Below are 19,835 nucleotides of genomic sequence, written 5' to 3'. Positions count from 1 at the left end.
ACAGCGTCTCCTTTAACCAGCGAGATACGTGCGGAACCACGCTACCATACGTTGCTCGGCAAGCGTGGCCGCAGCCTCATCATAGCGCGGTGTCGTGTCATTGTGAAATCCGTGGTTCACGCCGGGATAAATATGAGCCTCGTAAGGGTTGTCGTTCTCTTCCATCGCAACTTGGAAGGCGGGCCACATGGCATTGATGCGCTGATCCAATGCTGCAAGTTGAACCATCAGTGGCGCATTGATCCGTGCTACCTGCTCTGCATCTGGAAATGAGCCATAAAAAGGCACACCCGCAGCCATCTCAGGGTACGCAGCTGCAAGCCGTGTGACGACGCCGCCTCCATAACAAAAACCAGTCGCGCCAACTTTGCCATTAGTGCCTTCGAGGTTCTGCAAATACTCAAAGCCAGCAAAAAAGTCATTCAAAAGCGCGCCCTGATCCAAAGTCCGCTGCATTGTCCGGCCTTCATCATCCGTGCCGGGATACCCCCCAAGGGATGACAGGCCATCTGGGCCCATCGCGATAAAGCCTGCCTTGGCAAGACGACGGACAACGTCACGAATATACGGGTTCAAACCGCGGTTTTCATGAACCACCAAAATAGCCGCCGGTGGGCGCTCTGGGTTAATATTAGCAGGACGCACAAGATACGCGTTGATGTCGCCGGCTCCATCGGGGCTTGCGTAAGTAATGTCTTCACCCACGATATCCGGATCATCTGAGGCAACCTGCTCGGCCAGCGCATAATTTGGCGATAGCGTTCCTAAAATCGCAGCAGCAGTAATGCCACCAACAGCCCATTTGCCCGCCCGATCCAAAAACTCACGTTTCGAGATCTTGCCGTGGGCGTAATAGTCGTAGAGATCCAAAAGGTCTTGATCGAAATCACCAGCCGTCAAGCGGCGCGCGTTTGTTTTAACAGTCATCTCATTTACTCCAGGTTACCAATTAACCAGAAGTATTTCACTATTGCGCGATGACCACCGCAGCAGATCACATGTCTGTGTGCATCTTTGCGGGTTCATCGTGCTGTCAGACATGTGCGCCTATTGTCGCATGATCTTCCCCTGTAGGGCAGTGCAGCATACCTCAGGCTCAGGAATTGTCTTTTTTCTTTCTGGAGCTTCTGGTGGACACACTTCTTCTTTCTCGTATTCAGTTTGGTGCGAATATCTCGTTTCACATTCTGTTTCCAACAATCACCATCGCCTTAGGATGGGTATTGTTGTTCTTTAAGGTGCGCTTCACCGCGACCGGAGAGCAAAAGTGGATGGACGCCTATATGTTCTGGGTGAAGGTATTTGCGTTATCTTTCGCCATGGGTGTCGTGTCGGGTATCACGATGTCGTTCCAATTCGGTACAAACTGGCCCGGCTTCATGGAAACCGTTGGCAATGTGGCGGGCCCCCTACTGGCCTATGAAATCATGACTGCATTTTTCCTTGAGGCGGTATTTCTTGGGATTATGCTTTTTGGTGCCTCACGGGTTAAACCTTGGGTGCACACCTTGGCCACGTTCTTGGTCGCCTTCGGGACCACAATGTCGACGTTCTGGATCATCGTTCTGAATTCATGGATGCACACCCCCCAAGGTTATGAGGTGATTGACGGCGTTGTGCACGCAACCAACTGGCTTGAGATCATCTTCAACCCTTCAATGCCGTATCGCTTTATTCACATGATGCTGGCATCTGGACTAACAGTTGCCTTTTTGGTGGCGGGTATCTCGGCCTTGCGGATGTTGTGGGGCGACCGCGGCGAGGACGTAAAGACTGCGCTTCGCGTTGGTGTCATTGCTGGTGCTGGACTTATCCCGCTGCAAATTCTGGCTGGTGATTTTCACGGACTAAACACGCTCGAATATCAGCCTGCAAAAGTAGCAGCGATGGAAGGTAACTGGGAGACAGGCCCGAATGTGCCATTGGTGCTTTTTGCCCTGCCCGACCAAGAAGCGCGTGAAAATCGCTTTGAGATTGCCGTTCCTAACGGCGCCTCACTCATCTTGACCCACAAAGCGGACGGTGTCGTGCCTGGCCTGAATGACTTTATCACTGAGGGCGGTGAGGTGTTGCACCCGCGCGTGGCGCCAGTATTTTTCAGCTTCCGCATCATGGTGGGCACAGGCATGGCAATGCTGTTACTGTCATGGGGTGGTGTTGTGATGCTGCGTAAATACGGCGCGGGGGCGATGCCAAAAGCGGCTCTCTATGCTTTCTGTGCCATGAGCTTTAGCGGCTGGATCGCGACATTGGCCGGTTGGTACACCACTGAAATCGGGCGGCAGCCATGGCTTGTTCAAGGCGTGCTCACCACAAAAGATGCCGTTAGCGATGTACCTAGCGCAATGGTTCTGAGCACACTGATTGGGTATCTTGTGGTCTATGCGGTGCTAATCGTGGCCTATATTGGTGTCATAACGTATCTCGCGCGCAAGGCGACCCGTGGCGAGCCGTTCTCGTCGCGTACTTACCCGCGTCGTGGCGAAGCGGTAGCGTCCAACCTGCAACCAGGAGAATAATGATGGATTATTTCGGTGATCCCGCAGTCTGGCTGCCATGGACCTTTGCGGCCCTGATGGGTCTATCCATTCTGATCTACGTGGTGTTGGATGGATTTGACCTTGGAGTTGGGCTGCTAATGCCGCTTTCCAATGACGATGAAAAAGACCGACTGGTAGCCTCAATCGGCCCTTTTTGGGATGCCAATGAAACGTGGCTGGTACTTGCGGTCGGTCTTTTGCTGGTGGCCTTCCCCACGGCCCACGGGACTATTTTGACGGCACTTTATCTGCCAGTTTTTGTGATGCTTATCGGGCTCATCTTGCGAGGCATTTCATTTGAAATGCGGGCCAAGGCACCCATTGCCCAGAAACCAATGTGGAACGGTGCTTTTTTTGCAGGCTCACTTATGGCCTCACTCAGCCAAGGTTTTATGCTGGGAATGTATATCATGGGCCTAACCTGGACCCTACCCAATGTGATTTTCGCGCTTCTCACGGCGGTTTTCTTAACCGTTGGTTACAGCTTTATTGGTGCGGCGTGGCTTATCTCTAAAACGGATGGGCAACTACAGCGGCATGCAATCCGCTGGGCGAAGGGGGGCATTTGGGGCCTCATCCTTGGGATAGGTTCGATTTCATTGGCTACTCCTTTTGTCAGCACCCGTATTTTCGATAAGTGGTTTAGTTGGCCAGAAGCGCTTTATCTTGCGCCAATGCCAATCTTGTCTGCAGCACTAGTCGTATTCTTGTGGTGGCAATTAGGGCGGATGCCCCTCACCAATGACAGATGGGCATGGACGCCGTTTGCCGCGGCGATCGGGTTGTTCACGCTGGCTTTTGCTGGGATGGCCTACTCTTTCTACCCCTATGTAGTCCCAGAAAAAATCACGATTTACGAGGCCGCATCAGCACCAGAAAGCCTTTTCATTATTTTGATTGGAACGCTTTTCGTCGTGCCTGCCATCTTGGGATATACGGTCCTGTCGTATTACATCTTCCGCGGTAAAGCGACGGCGCTTCGATACGACTGAAGCGTGTAAACTTTCGCAAAAATGAACATAAGCTGTTCAGCGCTTTGCCTTCTCATTGAACCATCTAGAGCGTAGCATTTGCTCAAACGATGCTTAGATTGGAGCAAACCATGAGTTGGAACCCAAGCATTGAACCACATTGTCCTGATGCAGGGTCGATGGACTCGATTGAAACGCTAATCGTTCCGCGTGCCCGTGATATTGGTGATTTTGAAGTTCGCCGTGCATTGCCTTCGGTTGAACGCAAGATGGTAGGCCCGTTTGTGTTCTTCGATCAGATGGGTCCCGCAGAATTTTTGACCGATCAAGGCATTGATGTACGACCGCACCCGCATATTGGTCTCGCAACAGTCACCTATTTATATCAAGGCGAATTTCAGCACCGTGACAGCCTTGGCACAAATCAAATGATTTACCCCGGTGAGGTGAATTGGATGATCGCGGGTAACGGGGTAACGCACTCCGAACGAACCAGCGCGCAGACAAGAGCAAGTGGTAGCAAATTATTTGGCATTCAGACTTGGGTTGCACTGCCTGAAGAGCATGAAGAAACAAACGCGGGCTTCGAACACCATAAAGAAGCCGAGCTGCCGTTTTTAGAGGGCGAAGGTAAACAGGTCCGCTTGATCTTGGGCAATGCTTGGGGTGAACGCGCACCCACCAAAACATTCTCTGAGATGTTTTATGCAGACGTGGTGCTTGAACGCGGTGCGATGCTTCCCCTGCCCCATGATCACGAGGACCGTGGGCTTTATCTAACATCAGGGTCAATTGAGGTGGCTGGGGATACTTTTGAAGCGGGTCAAATGATGGTGTTCCGCCCGGGTGACAAGATTACCGTAAAAGCCGGTTCTTCAGGCGCACGTCTAATGGCTTTGGGGGGTGAAACCCTCAATGGTCCCCGTCACATTTGGTGGAACTTTGTAGCGTCCTCGCGTGACAAGATTGAAGCCGCCAAGGTTGCTTGGGCGGCCGGTGATTGGGCGCATGGTCGGTTCCAATTACCACCCAACGATAATGATGAGTTCATCCCCCTGCCCTAGTTTGCCACCTTGAGTGGAAAAAGCAAAAATCGGCTAAGTAAGATCATTTGTCTCAATTGGTTGGGCGTAAAGGTACGAATAATCTGAGCAGCTTACTTTAGTGCGACAATGTTCTGACATGATCGGATACGCAGAATATTGTCCCGTATGACGGCTCTTTGCCCCCATTTACGAGAATTAAATTTTCGCTTAATGCCACTCTGAAACAAATTTAGGGACCGCGTTATGAGACTTATTCTTACCACACTTGTCGCAATCGTTGGTATTGCTACAGCGCCGCTCGCGGCAACATTTGGACCGCTTGTCGAGGCTGATGATCTTGCCAACGCGCTAGATACGAAACAACCCGTTCTTCTTGATATCCGCAACGACGGCTATGCGGACTCTCACGTGGACGGCGCACTTTGGGCACCGTACAAATTGTTCCGTGGCACCAAAGACAATCCCGGCGGCCTTATGGATTTGGCGGTTTTGGAAGAGCACCTTGAGAAGCTAGGCCTCGAGCAAGACGAGCCTATTGTCATCATTTCAGAAGGTAACACTGATACAGATTTTGGTGCAGCAGCGCGTGTATATTGGACGCTTAAATCAACCGGCTTCACCGACCTGAGCATCCTGAACGGTGGACGGATTGCATGGCGAGACGCAAACCTGCCTCTAAACAACACGCCTGAGACCGCAGTACCAAGCCAGCTGGACCTTGAGTTTGATACCACTTGGTTGGCGGATACTCAGCACGTGTCTTCAGTGGTAAAAGGTGAAAACTCAGGGCTTTTGGTTGATGCACGGCTGCCCGAGTTCTTTGCTGGCGACAAAGCACACGGTGCTGCCAAACGCCCAGGGACGTTGCCCGGCGCTGTTAATCAATCCTACGCAACATTTTTCGAAAATGGAGCCGCAGCCATCTCAACCCCGACAGATATCTCTGCTTTGAAAGCCTCGCTTGGCATTAAGGGTGACGAAGAGGTCATCTCGTTTTGCAACACTGGGCACTGGGCCGCGACACATTGGTTCGCTCTGTCCGAGCTTGCGAATGTTGAAAATGCAAAGCTCTATGCCGGATCGATGGTTGAGTATTCCAACGCAGACTTGCCAATGGAAAACACACCAGGTGTCTTTAAGAACCTACTTCGTCAAATTGGGTTCTAGCTTTGTCTGATCTTGCGCAACCAATTGCGGGGGGCAACCTCCGCAAATTTTTCACGTCTGCGGCAGTGTTATTCTTTGCTGTATTCCTGTGCTTGTCTGTGTCTGCAATTGCCGGCCTTCGATATGGTTTAATGATTGCGATCGGCCTTGGATTTGGAGCCACTTTAGAAGCACTGCGCTTTGGCTTTGCAGGACCATGGCGGGCAATGATTTTGCGACGTGACCCTTCGGGTATCTGGGCTCAACTCCTTGCAATCGGAATTGTGGCGTTATTTGCGATACCGCTCATCAATAGTAACTCAGGTGAAGTTAACGCCGCTGCCGCACCCATAGGATACGCTATGGTTTTGGGCGCGTTTGTTTTTGGCGTCGCCATGCAAATTGTATTGGGGTGCGGATCTGGCACATTGGTCAACGCTGGATCAGGCAATCTTGTTTCTCTGATAGCCTTGCCCTTTTTTGCCGTTGGCAGTTTTGCAGGGGCTTTTCACCTATCTTGGTGGACGGGTCTTGGCGCGCTTCCAGCACAAAATCTAACTGGTTGGGAAGGTACCTTCACTACCTTGCTCGTTTTGTCAGGCGTTGCTGCGTTTTTGTGGTGGAAGGCAGAGCCACAGCTACGCCGACTTCCTAAGCGGTTGATACTAGCAGCGGTCCTAGTTGCTGTATTAGCGCTTCTTAACTTGATCGTATCAGGACAGCCGTGGGGCGTGGTTTATGGTCTGGGGCTTTGGGTCGCTAAGGGAGCATATTTTTCTGGTGTGGACCTGTCCGGATCAGTCTTTTGGACCGCCGCAGGATCGCTAGAACGCATCCAGGCAAGCGTGCTGACAGATTATACGTCACTCACAAATATCGGTTTGATCGCAGGTGCGTTCTTGGTGGCTTTTTGGCGAAAGGGTTTGTCACAACCACTGCCAAAGGTGCCAATGTCAGGCTGGGTCTACGCAGCAGCCGCAGGGTTTCTAATGGGCTACGCTGCTAGATTGGCCTTTGGATGTAACGTTGGGGCGTTCTTTTCTGGCATATCTACCGGTAGTCTTCACGGATGGGTCTGGTTCGCTTTCGCCTTTATGGGATCGTACTTGGGAATTTATTTGCGCCCACGATTAGGGCTGGAGGTATGACTTTGACGAGATATCTCACTGCTTCAATCGCGATAACGCTTGTCGCCAGCCTTCTGGTCTTTGACCTGATCATGATACCGCCGAACCCATACGTTGCACCAAGTGCCATAAGCCTTGGATCAGGTGAGGTAGCCGTAGGCGGATTTTGCGGAGATTTGCCAGTTACTACGAACAAATGAAGACTTTGCATTTTTAAGAAAATGAGCAGAGTTCACAGTGGGCTAGGAAAACTCTCGTTCCTCATTGCCGCCACCAGAAATCATAAAGGTAGCATTCGATATTCCTAAAACTTGAGGTTATCGCTTGACCGGTTTCATCGTTGTGCATTCATGAAGTTAACAGCACTTCAAATATGGATGGCAAACAGATGAGAGATCAAGCGCGTGTAGTGGTTATTGGTGGCGGTATTGCTGGATGTTCAGCGCTCTACCATCTTACGCAAGAGGGCTGGACCGATGTTATGCTGATTGAGCGTGACGAGCTGACGTCTGGCACCACATGGCACTCAGCCGCGCAGGTCACCAACTTTGGCATGAACCAAACGATGGTCGGCCTGAAAACACACTCGATCAATCTATACAAAGAGCTGCGCGACGACCCCGAATACCCCGTCGGCTATAACTATGGCGACGGCGGCATCCGACTTGCTAACACGCAAGCACAAATGGATGGATACCGGCAGTTCACGTCAATGGCAGCTGGAATGGGTGTTGAATTTGAGGTGCTGGATGCTGCTGAATGTGCGCGGCGGCACCCACTTATTTCGACAGATAATCTGCTCGGTGGTCTATGGGATCCGACTGATGGCCATATTGACCCCGCACAGCTGTGCCAAGCACTGGCGCGTCGTGCGCGTCTTGCAGGCGCTGAAGTCAACCGCCACACGCCAGTCACGGGGCTCACTCAACATGCTGACAGCACATGGACGGTCCACACCGAGAAAGGTGACGTAAAGTGCGAAATCGTCGTAAACGCAGGCGGCTACAGGTGTAATGAAATCGGGGCGATGATGGGCGTCCAGCACCCAGTTGCATCGATGGAACACCAGTATTTTCTGACAGAAGACATCCCTGCAATTGCTCAGGCAGGTCACCGGATGCCACTGCTGCGCTGCCCGATCAGCGACTATTACTCGCGACAAGAAAAGGGTGGATTGCTGCTTGGGTTTTATGAACAGGATTGCCGGACTTGGGGCATGGACGGCATTGATCCCAAATTTACGAATGCGCTATGCCCAGATGATTTAGATCGCGTCACCGATGTCCTTGAAGGTGCGTTTGAGCGGATGCCAGTACTGATGGAAACAGGCATTCGCGAAGTGGTAAACGGGCCCATTACCTACACCATTGATGGCGCGCCTCTTGTTGGCCCGATCCCCGGGAAACGAAACGCATTCTGCATCATTGGTCTGCGCGCAGGTCTGGGTGAAGGGGGCGGCCATGGCTGGCTGTTGGCACAACAGATCGTTCATGGTGAGGCGCAATATGACACGTGGGTTATCGATCCGCGGCGTTTCACCGGTCATGCGACTGTCGAGTTAACGGCACTCAAAGCGATCGAGGATTATCAAAACGAATTCCGCTTCCATTTCCCGCACGAACACCGACCCGCCGGACGCCCCATGAAAACAACACCACTCACACAGGTCCTTATTTCTGAGGGGGCAGAAATGGGCACCGTCAACGGGTGGGAGCGGGTTGATTACATCAAGCCAACGCAAGATTTCAAAGAGACTCTTGGGTTCAAGTTTAACGAAGTCCACGATGTTGTGGCAAAAGAAGTCACTGCAATCTCAACGAACGTTGGGATGACAGAGGTTTCTGGGTTCAATCGCTTTGAATTGACGGGCACGGATGTCCACAGCTTTCTTGATCGTATGATGTGCGGCACTGTCACCAAGCGCGAGGGTCGTGTGGGTCTGGGCTATCTTTTAAACAATCATGGCCTGCTCAAAGCCGAAGCAACAATTGCGAATATCCCTGCGTCTGATCGTGGCCCAGAACGTGTTTGGTACGGGTCGGCTGCAGCCTCTGAATATCATGATATGGATTGGCTAGAGGCACATATCAAAGCAGACGAAGACGTCAAAATCCGCTCACTTACAAACGCACAAACGATCCTTGTGATTGCCGGTCCAAAAGCGCGCGATGTTTTGTCTATGACCGCACGTGGGGATTGGTCGCGTGAGGCATTCCCTTGGCTATCCGTGCGCGAAACTCACATCGGGATTGCACCAGCGACTGTGCTTGGCGTCAGTTTTTCAGGGGAGCTGGCCTATGAGATCCACATTCCAAATGAAAGCTTACATGCGGCCTACGTTGCTCTGCGTAAGGCTGGTGAGGCGTATGGCATGACACTCTTTGGCTCACGGGCTGTGGAATCCATGCGAATGGAGAAAGGCTTTTTGCACTGGAAGTCCGACATTCTGACGGAATTTGATCCCTTTGAAACTGGGCTAGAGCGTTTTGTGAAGCTCAGCAAAGGCGACTTTATTGGTAAAGATGCGCTTGAAAAACGTATGGTCACTGGCCAACAGCGTAAACTTGTGACGCTCGTAATTGACGCAAAGCATGCACCCGCACATGGAGGCGCATCTGTACGTTTAGATGGGCGGATTATCGGGACCGTAACATCAGGGGACTGGGGCCACCGCGTAGGTAAAAACCTTGCTTACGCATTTATAGAGCCTGAATTTTCTCAAACAGGCACAACAATGACGGTGGATATCATCGGTGAAGCATTCGCAGCCGAAGTCATTGAAAGCGGACCATACGATCCTGAGTACAGCCGCATTCGCAGCTAAGTTTTGGGTGTGAAGTTTTGCACGACGGGACCGCGGTAGGCTGTTGTCATTTCAGGGTCTACTTCGGTGCCGTCCTTCAAGAACGGCAAAATTCCCTTGCGCAGTGACTTACCGCGCATCGCAGCGATGTCGTCATCTGAACGCGTAACCCTTTGTGACATGCGTCGGCCCCACTTTGCCAAATAACCGTAAAGCCGATCGATCTCGGCCTGATGTGCTGACCCTTTTGCAAGATCATGCACCTCGTTAGGGTCAGTCTTCAAATCGAACAACATGGGGCGGAAACCCCCTTCCGCATGCATCATTTTGAAACGGCCATCAAACACCATGAACAGCCTCGCATCCCGCGGCTCAAGGCCCAACTTGACTGCCTGTGGTGTCGCGGAGAAATCATATTCGCTGATCGCGTAATCTCGGGTTTTCGTAGGCTGGCCATGCAGAAACGGTACAAGGCTTTGGCCTTCAAGGATGTGATCAGCGATTGTGCCACCCGCCACATCTACAAACGTAGGAACAAGATCGATAGCCTCAACGAGCGCATCGCACGTCGTGCCGCGCGTTGCATCTGCACTGCTTCGCGGATCAAAAATAATCATCGGCACTTTAACAGATGGCTCGTGGAAAAGATCTTTTTCACCAAGCCAATGATCCCCAAGAAAATCACCATGATCTGACGTGAGAACGATCATAGTGTCATCCAACTTGCCTGTCATCTCAAGATGATCGAGAAGACGCCCCAAGTGATCATCACACTGCTTGATCAATCCCATGTACGCCGGCACCACTTTGGCGCGCACATCGTCATTTTGGAAAGCAGCTGCGATTTTATTCCCCATATAAGCATCATAAACTGGGTGTGCGTTTTCACGCTCAACAGGATCACGGTTGGGGGGCAAAACATGCTCGGGCCCAAACATATCATGATAGGGTGCAGGCACAATATAGGGCCAATGGGGCTTAATATAGCTGACATGAGCGCACCAAGGCCCCTCAGTCGTATCGACAAATTTGATAGCCTCAGAGGTCAGCCACGCAGTCTCACTGTCTTCTTCGCGAATGTTTGCTGGCTTATCAGCGTTATCAAACATCCAACCCGAGGCTTGCTCACCGTCTTGCAGACCCGCATTCGCATGAGCGGCCCACGGATTGTCTGCCTCATATCCTTTGGTCTTAAGGTACTCGTTGTAGGGCGAGCGTTGCTCGTCATAAAATCCATCAGGACCTTGTGCCCAAAGCCCATCATCACGAATGACAACGTCAAAACCACATTCCGCTTGGCGGGCACCAATCACGCTATCGGCTGCAAGGCCCAACCGCGCCATGCCTTCTGCATCTACGCGCATATGGGTTTTGCCGATCAGATAGCAATTCATCCCTGCTTTGTGCAAATGATCCCCCATCGTCATTTCACCCACACGCAGCGGAAAACCATTCCATTGTGCCCCGTGGGATGACGTATAGCGGCCTGTGTAAAAGCTCATCCGACTGGCGCCGCAAATAGGTGATTGAACATAAGCGTTCGTAAACCGCACTCCCAGTTGCGCAACCCGGTCAAAGTTAGGCGTGGGCAGGTATGGGTGGCCGGCGCAACTCAAGTAATCGAAACGTAGCTGGTCATACATGATGAAAAGGATGTTCATTTCTTGGTGCTGCCCTGTCTTGTAGACTGTGATCTGCGCAAACGCTTAGCACGCCAAGGCATGCTATTCACCACTGATAGTACATTTCTGGACTGACAGAATTATGCGGTTTGCGCCTAATCCGCACGACGTGATCCAATTCATTAAAGTTTAAGATCCAAAGCCAGAATGCGAAAAAGCAAAGAACATCTCCTCTTGACTAGGTGTAGAATTGCCTCTTAGCTTACTGTTATTAGCGCGCGCTAAAAATCAAAATATCAGGTGATAAAATGGGACAGCCGAAAATTCGCAATATGGAAGAATTCGCAAACATAAGCGGAATTTCTCGTCCAACTGTCTCAAAATATTTCAACAACCCTGAAAGCGTGCGCACGTCGACCCGAGCAAAAATTGAAGCTGCCCTTAAGCGGTACGATTACCAGCCTAACGTTTTTGCTATGAACCAAAACAGGCGTACAACAAAGAACATTGGTGTGGTTGTTCCAAACCTCGCCGACCCCTTCTTTTCTGAGATTGGGCGGCGTGTTGAATTGGCCTGTATTGACGCTGGCTACAGCCCCATCTTGCTAAGCTCGCACGGTAGCCCCGAGATGGAGCGGGACAATCTCACATCCTTACGCGCGCTCAAACCGGCTGGCGTGTTGCTCGCGCCGTTCGGACGCATGTCGGATGTTGAGGCCGTACAGACCTTTGACGCCGATTTCCCGCTCGTACTGTTCGACGCAAATATGAGCAGTATCGGCCAAGCATTTGTTGGGACAGATAACGCCCAAAGCGTTGACTTAATGGTGGAATACCTTTGTCGCAGTGGCGAAGCACCTTGTTTCTTTGAAATGAAGTCACCCACAAACCCCAACGCCAACAAGCGCCGCCAGGCCTATATTGATAGTATGGAACGCCACGGCCATGTGCCGCGTATTTATCAAGCTGATGGTGAGGGCTGGAACTTTGAAGAAATTGGTAAGGTTGAAGGTGGACGCCTTCTGGCCGCTAAGTCCTTTGAAACCAAGACTATTCTTTGCAGTAATGATCGCCTTGCTATTGGGATGTTGTCGGCGGCCTATGACCTGGGTTTACGTGTAGGGCATGGTCCGGAGTGTGACTTGCGCATTGCAGGACATGACGATCACCCTTTCTCTAAATTCACCTGCCCACCGCTCACCACGATTGCACAAGATTATGAGGCAATCGCGAATCGTGCGGTGCGTGAGTTGTTCAGCACGTTAGAGGCCGAAGATCAGACAAAAGATCGCTCGGAGACAACGTTTGACGGCCGTCTTATTATGCGCGAGTCCGCCTAAGTCCTTGATTGAACGCCCGCTTTAAATAAAATTTACGCGCGCCAATTTGTAATTGACTTCGCGTTGCCGCCTCACCTAGTATTGTTCTCACGACCCAAAGAGGAGGAAATTTGGATGTCTATCAAGAAAGCATTATACGCTGCTACAGCGATGTCGCTTTTCGCAGCCGGCGGCGCGATTGCAGACGGCCACGCAAAAGAATTGACGATTGCGATCGTAAACAACGGTCACATGATCAACATGCAGAAAGTTGCAGAAGCGTACACAGAAGAAACAGGCGTTAAGCTGAATTGGGTTTCTCTGGAAGAAGGTGTTCTACGTGAGCAAGTAACGTCCGACACAGCAACCGGTGGTGGCCAATACGACATCATCAATATCGGCATGCAGGAAGCACCAATTTGGGGCGCAGCAGGCTGGATCGAACCCCTGGAGTTTGGCGCAGACTACGACGTTGACGACATCCTGCCGGCTATGCGCGCGGGTTTATCACACGAAGGCACGCTTTATGCAGCACCATTTTATGGTGAAAGCTCAATGGTTATGTACCGTAAAGACCTGACCGACGCAGCTGGCGTGACAATTGCTGACAATGATAGCTGGGAAAACATTACTGCTGCAGCTGCAGCAATGCACGACCCAGATAACGGCGTCTATGGTGCATGTTTGCGCGGGAAGCCAGGCTGGGGAGATGGCATGGCATTCGTAACAACCGTCGCAAACTCTTTTGGAGCAGCCTGGTTTGACAAAGATTACAATCCTACGCTGAATACACCGGAATGGAATGCAGCGGTTACAATGTATGTGAACCTGCTAAACAACTACGGCCCTCCAGGTTCAGAAGGCAACTCTTTTAACGAGATCCTTGCTCTTTATAACGAAGACAAATGCGGCCTCTGGATTGACGCAACAATTGCTGCTTCCTTCCTTGAAAACGAAAACGTTGCGTATGCTCAGTCTCCAAATGCTGGTAACCCAGTAGGTGCAAATTGGCTATGGGCATGGGCAATGGCGATCCCTGCTGGTTCCCCAAATGCAGACGAATCTCAGAAGTTCATTGAGTGGGCAACATCTAAAGAGTACGTTCAAGCTGTGGGTAACCACCCAGACTTCGGTTGGGCAAAAGTGCCAACAGGACAGCGTGCCTCTACGTATGCGATCCCTGAATTCCAAGCCGTTGCGAAGTTCGCAGCAGCTGAAATGGCTGCAATCGACTCGGCAGCTCCTGAAGCAACAGATTTGAAGCCATATGTTGGCGTACAATTTGTAGCGATCCCTGAGTTCCCAGAGGTTGGTTCCGCAGTTTCTCAAGAGATTGCAGCAGCATTGTCTGGCGCAAAGTCTGTCGAAGATGCATTGGCAGCAGGCCAAGCAGCAGCTGAAGCAATCATGACTGAAGCAGGCTACTAAGTTCTGCTTTAGATTTTAGGAAGGCCCGGCTCTGACCGGGCCTTCCACTTTAGACGAACAGTGGGCGTCGCGGCCCAGATCGACCGCCACACAACAGCATACCAATCACCATTCAGTTAAATTACTCTTAGAACATCGCGAGCAACATGCTTCGCAGGAGATCTCTAGTCATGTCTAACAGAACGCTTCCACGCTTGCTTCAGTCTCCGGCAGTTGTCCTGCTGTTGATCTGGATGCTGGTGCCGCTTTCGATGACGCTTTATTTTTCGTTTATTCGCTATGTGCTGAATAACCTGCGCAAACCAGAGTGGACGACACCCGCCCTCAGTAACTGGCGTGGTTTTGGCAACTACGAGTTTGTTCTGAAGTCCAAAGATTTTATTTTTGCGATCCAGAACAGCCTTCTGATTGTTTGCAGCATTCTCTTCCTGACCGTGATCCTTGGCGTTCTAATCGCCGTGTTGATCAACAAGTCATTCCCCGGACAAGGCATCGTTCGCGTTCTCTTGATCTCTCCTTTTTTCGTCATGCCAGCGGTAAACGCAGTTTTGTGGATCAACATGATCCTTGACCCAGTTCTCGGCCTACAGGGCATCGCGGTCGGCAGTATCAACGATCTCGTCGATGGGCTGAGGGCCGCGCCCGGTGTTGGCTGGTTCTTCTCGCTTTGGCCTGAATTGACCCCGATTTCATTCCGCGCAACGCAAACCTCTGCTTATGCGGTGATCATCATGGTCACATGGCAGTGGACTCCTTTTGCAATCCTGATCTTCATGACGTCCTTGCAGTCTGAGGATCAGCAACAAAAAGAAGCTGCCATCCTTGATGGGGCCAGCACATGGTCGCAGTTCCGCTTTTTGACGCTACCGCATCTGGGTCGTCCCATTGCGATTGTGGTGATGATCCAAGCGATTTTCCACCTCTCGCTTTATGCGGAGATCGAAATCGTAAGCCGCGGCAACGGGAATAAAAACTTGCCTTATTTGATTGGTGAATTTGCCAACAACAACATCGGTGCAGCTTCCGCGACAGGAATCTTTGCCGTCATCCTAGCCAACATCGTCGCAATTTTCTTGCTGCGCATGGTTGGCAAGACATTGATGGAGTAACGAAAATGGCGATTGTTGCACAATCTTCGAAATACGGACAAATCAGCCGCACCCTTTTGGCCTGGATTGTTGGATTATTATTCTTCTTCCCCATCTTCTGGCTTGTTCTCACAAGCTTTAAGACGGATGCAGATGCGGTGAAGCCGGAATTCTTGTTCTTCTTCACGCCAACGCTAGAGAATTACACAAACATGACCGATAACTATGACTATTGGCGCTTTGCGACCAACTCAGTCATCACTTCGGTGTTCGCGACGATCTTCGCGCTCGCGGTTGGTATTCCGTGCGCCTACTCCATGGCGTTCAACCCGACGCGCGCGACTAAAGATGTGTTGATGTGGATGCTCTCGACCAAGATGCTTCCTGCGGCGGCGGTCCTTTATCCGATGACCTTCCTGACCAAAAGTCTGGGGCTGTTTGATACGCACTTCATGGTCATTCTGGTTCTGTGCCTGATCAACCTTCCGATCGTGATCTGGATGCTCTTCACCTACTTCAAAGAGATCCCAAAAGAGATCATCGAAGCAGGCCAAATGGACGGCGTGAACACATGGGGAGAGATCAAAGAGATTCTCATCCCACTCGCATGGGGCGGCATCGCATCGACAGCATTGCTCTGCTTTATCTTTTGCTGGAACGAAGCGTATTGGACGGTTCGCTTAACGACAACTGACGCCGCGACCCTGTCAAAACTCATTGAAGGGAACCGCGCACCAGAGGGTCTATTCTTTGGACGTCTCTCCGCTGTCTCCGCAGCTGCTGTTGGCCCGATCATTGTCTTGGGCTGGTTCTGTCAAAAACAATTGGTCCAAGGCCTCAGCTTTGGCGCCGTCAAGTAATACCGGGAATAGGATAATATCATGGGACGTATCGTACTTGAACAAGTGACCAAGAGCTTTGGCGAAACACAAGTCATCCCTCCGTTGGATCTCACGATTGAAGACGGTGAATTTGCAGTCTTCGTTGGGCCATCAGGCTGCGGAAAATCAACTCTGCTGCGCTTGATCGCAGGCCTTGAGGACACAACATCCGGCAAGGTTCTGATCGACGACGAAGACATGACGTCAGTTTCGCCTTCCAAACGCGGCTTGGCGATGGTGTTTCAATCCTACGCGCTCTACCCGCACATGACCGTGCGCAAGAACATCGCCTTTCCGATGCGAATGGCAGGCATGAGCGAAGAAGAGCAGAACAAGCGTATTGAAGCGGCAGCTGCTTCTTTGAACCTCACTGATTATCTGGACCGCAAGCCGGGCCAATTATCTGGCGGTCAGCGTCAGCGTGTGGCTATTGGCCGTGCAATTGTACGGGATCCGTCTGCGTTCCTCTTTGACGAGCCGCTCTCAAACCTTGACGCGGCACTGCGCGTTGGGATGCGCCTTGAGATTACAGAGATGCATGAGCGTATGCAGACAACGATGATCTACGTGACACATGACCAAGTCGAAGCGATGACGATGGCCAATAAAATCGTCGTGCTGCAAGCGGGCGTAATCGAGCAAGTCGGCTCGCCATTGGAACTATATCACAAGCCGCGCAACAAGTTTGTCGCTGGGTTCATTGGTAGCCCAAAGATGAATCTGATCGAAGGTGCAGAAGCTCAAAAGCACGGCGCAGAAACGATCGGCATTCGTCCAGAGCATGTGACTGCCTCTAAGACCAGTGGCCTATGGCACGGCACTGTTGGTGTGGCCGAACATCTGGGGTCAGATACCTTTGTCCACGTCCACGGCATCGAAGGTTGTGACCCAATGACAGTGCGCGCAGCGGGAGATGCTACGTTCAAGCATGGTGAAGAGATTTTCCTCACACCAGACGAGACGCAGCTTCACAAGTTCGACACAGCTGGATTGCGGATCGAGTAATGCAACTGGCTGGCAAGACAGCACTGATCACAGGAGCCGCCCGAGGTATCGGGCGTGCTTTTGCTGAGGCGTACATCGCTGAAGGCGCCCGCGTGGCGATTGCAGATATTGACAACACACGTGCTGCAACAACTGCTGGTGAGCTAGGTGATCGTGCTATTGCTGTGCACGTTGATGTCACCGATCCGGCAAGCATTGACACCGCAGTTGCCAATACGATTGAGCAGTTCGGTCACATCGACATTCTGATCAACAACGCGGCGATGTTTACGGCCGCACCCATCGTTGAAATTGAACGCGCGGATTATCAACGCGTGTTTGACATCAACGTATCGGGTACGCTGTTCACGATGCAAGCTGTGGCACGCCACATGATAGAACGTGGCCAAGGTGGTAAGATCATCAACATGGCCTCTCAAGCTGGTCGTCGCGGTGAACCGCTTGTAGCTGTCTATTGTGCGACCAAGGCAGCAGTAATCAGCCTGACCCAATCCTCGGGCCTCGATTTGATCAAACATGGGATCAACGTAAACGCGATTTCACCCGGCGTGGTCGACGGTGAGCATTGGGACGGCGTGGATGCGTTCTTTGCCAAGCATGAAAACAAAGCACCGGGACAAAAGAAAAAAGAGGTTGGCGCCGCTGTTCCCTATGGCCGCATGGGCACAGCCCAAGACCTCACTGGCATGGCCGTCTTTCTGGCCAGCGATGCGGCGAATTACATCGTCGCGCAAACATACAATGTGGATGGTGGACAATGGATGAGCTGATCTCCCTTTCTAATACGACTTTGGATCAACTGAGCGTTGAACACCCGCAATACGATCGCACCGCCCTCACCCCTGGCATCGTGCATATTGGCGTTGGTAACTTTCACCGTGCGCATCAGGCGTGGTATTTGCATCGCTTGATGCAAGCTGGAGAGGCGCACGATTGGGCCATTATTGGTGCAGGCGTGCGGCCCTATGATGCGGCAATGCGTGAAAAACTGTTGGCGCAGGATTGCCTAACAACGTTGGTTGAATTGGACCCAGAAAACGTTTCTGCAGAAGTCGTTGGCTCCATGATTGATTACCTGCCTATCGAGGAAGGAAACGCGCCCCTTATCGCGCAAATGGCTGACCCTGCTATTCGTATTGTTGCAATGACAGTCACTGAAAGCGGCTATTACATCGATCCCGTTACTAAGGGTTTTGATGCAGCGCATCCGGATTTGCTGCACGATGCCGCCCACCCCGAAACGCCGCGCACCGCCTTTGGCGCACTGGTTGCAGCCCTCAAGCTACGCCGTGCGGCGGGTCACGCGCCTTTCACAGGATTGAGCTGCGACAACCTGCAAGGCAACGGTGATATCTTGCGCCAAACTGTCGTATCGTTGGCGCGCCTTTCTGATCCAGACCTTGCGGATTGGATTGATGCCAATGCGACTTTTCCAAACTCTATGGTCGATTGTATCGCGCCTGTGACGGGTCCGAAAGAACTTGCCCTTGCGCATAATTTCGGGATCAAAGACGCCGCTGTCGTCACGCATGAGGCATTTCGCCAATGGGTGATTGAAGACAAGTTCTGCGCAGGTCGCCCCGCTTGGGACACGGTTGGAGTAACTTTTTCCAATGACGTCCACGCGTTCGAAACCATGAAAATTCGCATCCTTAATGCCGGGCATCAGGTCATCGCGAACGTTGGAGAAACGCTAAGCATCGAAACGATTGCAGGCTGCATGGCGCATCCTGCGATCCGTAATTTCTTTGGCAAGGTTGAGCGCGACGAGATTGCGCCAACCGTGGCACCTGTTCCCGGCAAGACACCCGCGGCTTATGTTGATTTGATCGAAGCGCGTTTCTCAAACCCGCGCATTGTTGACACAACCCGCCGCGTTGCCTTTGACGGGTCTGCGCGCCACACCGGTTTCGTGTTACCTATCTTGCGTGACCAACTCGCAGCAGGTCGGTCTGTGAGCGGACTTGCATTGGTCGAAGCTCTTTGGGCGCGGATGTGCGCCGGTACACGCGAAGACGGCTCGGTCATTGAAGCGAACGATCCAATTTGGGCTGAGCTAAATGCCGCGGCATTGGAAGCAAAAGAACAGCCTACCGCATGGTTGGACCAGAGCAATATCTACGGTAATTTGCGCGATGCAGAGCCATTTCGTGACGCTTTTTGCCGTTGGTTGACGATGATTTGGGATCAAGGATGCATTGCGGCAATGAATGAATACACCGCCTTTGATCGCCAAAAATCAGCGTGATCCGCTAACCCAACTGTACTCACCAGTCAGATAGGACCGTCACGTCGAGCGATGACATGCTAGACGTGACGGCGGATCAGCCGAATATTTGCTGGCGGAACTGATCCATGTAAATTTTGACCCAAGGCGTAAATTGAGCCGGATCAGTGTCGATCGCTTGGTCGATTTCAGCAAAAGACATCCAGCGGTAGTCCATAACTTCCGCTGGATTAGGATCTACACCCAAGCTTTCATCCACGTGACCCACGAAAACGTCAACGACCTCGTGCTCGATCAAGCCTTGGAAAACATCCGCGCGGTATTCAACCGTGTCCGCAAACACAGGCTTAACACCAACGATCCCAAGTTCTTCGGTCAAACGGCGTTCAGCACATACCGCTGCATCTTCGTCCCAATCAGGATGCGTACAACAGGTGTTCGCCCACAAACCCGGCGTATGATATTTACACATGGCGCGCTGTTGCAGCAGCACTTTATCGCCCGCAAGTAAGAAGACAGATACAGCCTTATGACGCAGGCCACGCTGATGCACCTCGAGTTTCTCGACCGGCGTCAGAACACCATCAACCCACGCAGGGATCATCACGTCCAAAGTTATATCCTTCATCTGC

At 51.8% G+C, this 19,835-nt stretch carries 17 protein-coding genes; 14 read left to right on the top strand and 3 right to left on the bottom strand.

Annotation, left to right across the window (positions count from 1 at the left end):
• Window positions 1–12: 12 nt before the first annotated feature.
• A complete protein-coding gene (gene yghX / locus OLX08_RS12445) occupies window positions 13–927 on the bottom strand; it encodes a YghX family hydrolase (protein ID WP_391483322.1) in 915 nt (304 codons plus the stop codon).
• 203 nt (window positions 928–1,130) lie between these two features.
• Here yghX and OLX08_RS12440 point away from each other — a divergent pair, with 203 nt between their 5' ends.
• The 7 genes from OLX08_RS12440 to OLX08_RS12410 all read left to right on the top strand — a co-directional run bounded on the left by OLX08_RS12440 (window position 1,131) and on the right by OLX08_RS12410 (window position 9,654).
• Window positions 1,131–2,519: a cytochrome ubiquinol oxidase subunit I gene (locus OLX08_RS12440; protein ID WP_391483321.1), complete on the top strand. Its 1,389-nt coding sequence runs from the start codon at window positions 1,131–1,133 to the stop codon at window positions 2,517–2,519.
• A 2-nt stretch (window positions 2,520–2,521) separates the two neighbouring features.
• Entirely contained in the window at window positions 2,522–3,532 is a 1,011-nt protein-coding gene (locus OLX08_RS12435; RefSeq protein ID WP_391483376.1) for a cytochrome d ubiquinol oxidase subunit II, read from the top strand.
• 110 nt (window positions 3,533–3,642) lie between these two features.
• On the top strand, window positions 3,643–4,575 hold the full coding sequence (locus OLX08_RS12430; RefSeq protein ID WP_391483319.1) for a pirin family protein: 933 nt from the start codon (window positions 3,643–3,645) through the stop codon (window positions 4,573–4,575).
• Window positions 4,576–4,800: 225 nt separating this feature from the next.
• Window positions 4,801–5,724, top strand: a complete 924-nt coding sequence (locus tag OLX08_RS12425; protein WP_391483317.1) for a sulfurtransferase — start codon at window positions 4,801–4,803, stop codon at window positions 5,722–5,724.
• A gap of 131 nt (window positions 5,725–5,855) precedes the next feature.
• A complete protein-coding gene (locus OLX08_RS12420) occupies window positions 5,856–6,851 on the top strand; it encodes a YeeE/YedE family protein (RefSeq protein WP_391483375.1) in 996 nt (331 codons plus the stop codon).
• Entirely contained in the window at window positions 6,848–7,030 is a 183-nt protein-coding gene (locus tag OLX08_RS12415) for a hypothetical protein (protein ID WP_391483316.1), read from the top strand. The genes OLX08_RS12420 and OLX08_RS12415 overlap by 4 nt, the downstream gene beginning before the upstream one ends.
• A 188-nt stretch (window positions 7,031–7,218) precedes the next feature.
• Window positions 7,219–9,654, top strand: coding sequence for a GcvT family protein (locus OLX08_RS12410; protein WP_391483314.1), 2,436 nt, complete (start codon window positions 7,219–7,221; stop codon window positions 9,652–9,654).
• Here OLX08_RS12410 and OLX08_RS12405 read toward each other — a convergent pair.
• A complete protein-coding gene (locus OLX08_RS12405) occupies window positions 9,651–11,294 on the bottom strand; it encodes a sulfatase-like hydrolase/transferase (protein ID WP_391483312.1) in 1,644 nt (547 codons plus the stop codon). The genes OLX08_RS12410 and OLX08_RS12405 overlap by 4 nt on opposite strands.
• Before the next feature lie 269 nt (window positions 11,295–11,563).
• On the opposite strand from OLX08_RS12405, the gene OLX08_RS12400 reads away from it, so the two are divergent.
• The 7 genes from OLX08_RS12400 (at window position 11,564) to OLX08_RS12370 (ending at window position 19,224) form a co-directional block, all read left to right on the top strand.
• Entirely contained in the window at window positions 11,564–12,595 is a 1,032-nt protein-coding gene (locus OLX08_RS12400; protein WP_391483310.1) for a LacI family DNA-binding transcriptional regulator, read from the top strand.
• 114 nt (window positions 12,596–12,709) lie between these two features.
• Complete coding sequence (locus OLX08_RS12395; protein WP_391483308.1) at window positions 12,710–14,002, top strand: ABC transporter substrate-binding protein; 1,293 nt, start codon at window positions 12,710–12,712, stop codon at window positions 14,000–14,002.
• A 170-nt stretch (window positions 14,003–14,172) separates the two neighbouring features.
• The gene (locus OLX08_RS12390) at window positions 14,173–15,111 is read left to right on the top strand and encodes a carbohydrate ABC transporter permease (RefSeq protein WP_334067598.1); all 939 of its coding nucleotides are present in this window, start codon (window positions 14,173–14,175) and stop codon (window positions 15,109–15,111) included.
• A gap of 5 nt (window positions 15,112–15,116) precedes the next feature.
• On the top strand, window positions 15,117–15,950 hold the full coding sequence (locus OLX08_RS12385; protein ID WP_391483305.1) for a carbohydrate ABC transporter permease: 834 nt from the start codon (window positions 15,117–15,119) through the stop codon (window positions 15,948–15,950).
• Window positions 15,951–15,971: 21 nt separating this feature from the next.
• Window positions 15,972–16,976 (top strand): ABC transporter ATP-binding protein, encoded by a 1,005-nt coding sequence (locus tag OLX08_RS12380; RefSeq protein WP_391483303.1) that lies wholly within the window; start codon window positions 15,972–15,974, stop codon window positions 16,974–16,976.
• Window positions 16,976–17,746: an L-iditol 2-dehydrogenase gene (locus tag OLX08_RS12375; RefSeq protein WP_391483301.1), complete on the top strand. Its 771-nt coding sequence runs from the start codon at window positions 16,976–16,978 to the stop codon at window positions 17,744–17,746. The genes OLX08_RS12380 and OLX08_RS12375 overlap by 1 nt, the downstream gene beginning before the upstream one ends.
• Window positions 17,734–19,224: a mannitol dehydrogenase family protein gene (locus tag OLX08_RS12370; protein ID WP_391483299.1), complete on the top strand. Its 1,491-nt coding sequence runs from the start codon at window positions 17,734–17,736 to the stop codon at window positions 19,222–19,224. Before OLX08_RS12375 ends, OLX08_RS12370 begins: the two co-directional genes overlap by 13 nt.
• Window positions 19,225–19,300: 76 nt before the next feature.
• Here the strand turns inward: OLX08_RS12370 and idi are convergent, their stop codons facing one another.
• Window positions 19,301–19,816 carry an isopentenyl-diphosphate Delta-isomerase gene (idi, locus tag OLX08_RS12365; protein WP_391483374.1) on the bottom strand — a complete coding sequence of 172 codons (516 nt, stop codon included), beginning with the start codon at window positions 19,814–19,816 and terminating at the stop codon, window positions 19,301–19,303.
• Window positions 19,817–19,835 lie beyond the last annotated feature (19 nt).

This window comes from Nereida ignava (assembly GCF_047114695.1).
GTDB lineage: Bacteria > Pseudomonadota > Alphaproteobacteria > Rhodobacterales > Rhodobacteraceae > Nereida > Nereida ignava.
This window is presented reverse-complemented; position numbering and strand designations above follow the sequence as displayed.

Excerpts from the sequence above, each read along its gene's own strand:
- yghX (WP_391483322.1), bottom strand. The coding sequence starts at position 927 with ATGACTGTTAAAACAAACGCGCGCCGCTTGACGGCTGGTGATTTCGAT.
- OLX08_RS12435 (WP_391483376.1), top strand. The coding sequence starts at position 2,522 with ATGGATTATTTCGGTGATCCCGCAGTCTGGCTGCCATGGACCTTTGCG.
- OLX08_RS12430 (WP_391483319.1), top strand. The coding sequence starts at position 3,643 with ATGAGTTGGAACCCAAGCATTGAACCACATTGTCCTGATGCAGGGTCG.
- OLX08_RS12425 (WP_391483317.1), top strand. The coding sequence starts at position 4,801 with ATGAGACTTATTCTTACCACACTTGTCGCAATCGTTGGTATTGCTACA.
- OLX08_RS12420 (WP_391483375.1), top strand. The coding sequence starts at position 5,856 with ATGATTGCGATCGGCCTTGGATTTGGAGCCACTTTAGAAGCACTGCGC.
- OLX08_RS12415 (WP_391483316.1), top strand. The coding sequence starts at position 6,848 with ATGACTTTGACGAGATATCTCACTGCTTCAATCGCGATAACGCTTGTC.
- OLX08_RS12410 (WP_391483314.1), top strand. The coding sequence starts at position 7,219 with ATGAGAGATCAAGCGCGTGTAGTGGTTATTGGTGGCGGTATTGCTGGA.
- OLX08_RS12405 (WP_391483312.1), bottom strand. The coding sequence starts at position 11,294 with ATGAACATCCTTTTCATCATGTATGACCAGCTACGTTTCGATTACTTG.
- OLX08_RS12400 (WP_391483310.1), top strand. The coding sequence starts at position 11,564 with ATGGGACAGCCGAAAATTCGCAATATGGAAGAATTCGCAAACATAAGC.
- OLX08_RS12395 (WP_391483308.1), top strand. The coding sequence starts at position 12,710 with ATGTCTATCAAGAAAGCATTATACGCTGCTACAGCGATGTCGCTTTTC.
- OLX08_RS12390 (WP_334067598.1), top strand. The coding sequence starts at position 14,173 with ATGTCTAACAGAACGCTTCCACGCTTGCTTCAGTCTCCGGCAGTTGTC.
- OLX08_RS12385 (WP_391483305.1), top strand. The coding sequence starts at position 15,117 with ATGGCGATTGTTGCACAATCTTCGAAATACGGACAAATCAGCCGCACC.
- OLX08_RS12380 (WP_391483303.1), top strand. The coding sequence starts at position 15,972 with ATGGGACGTATCGTACTTGAACAAGTGACCAAGAGCTTTGGCGAAACA.
- OLX08_RS12375 (WP_391483301.1), top strand. The coding sequence starts at position 16,976 with ATGCAACTGGCTGGCAAGACAGCACTGATCACAGGAGCCGCCCGAGGT.
- OLX08_RS12370 (WP_391483299.1), top strand. The coding sequence starts at position 17,734 with ATGGATGAGCTGATCTCCCTTTCTAATACGACTTTGGATCAACTGAGC.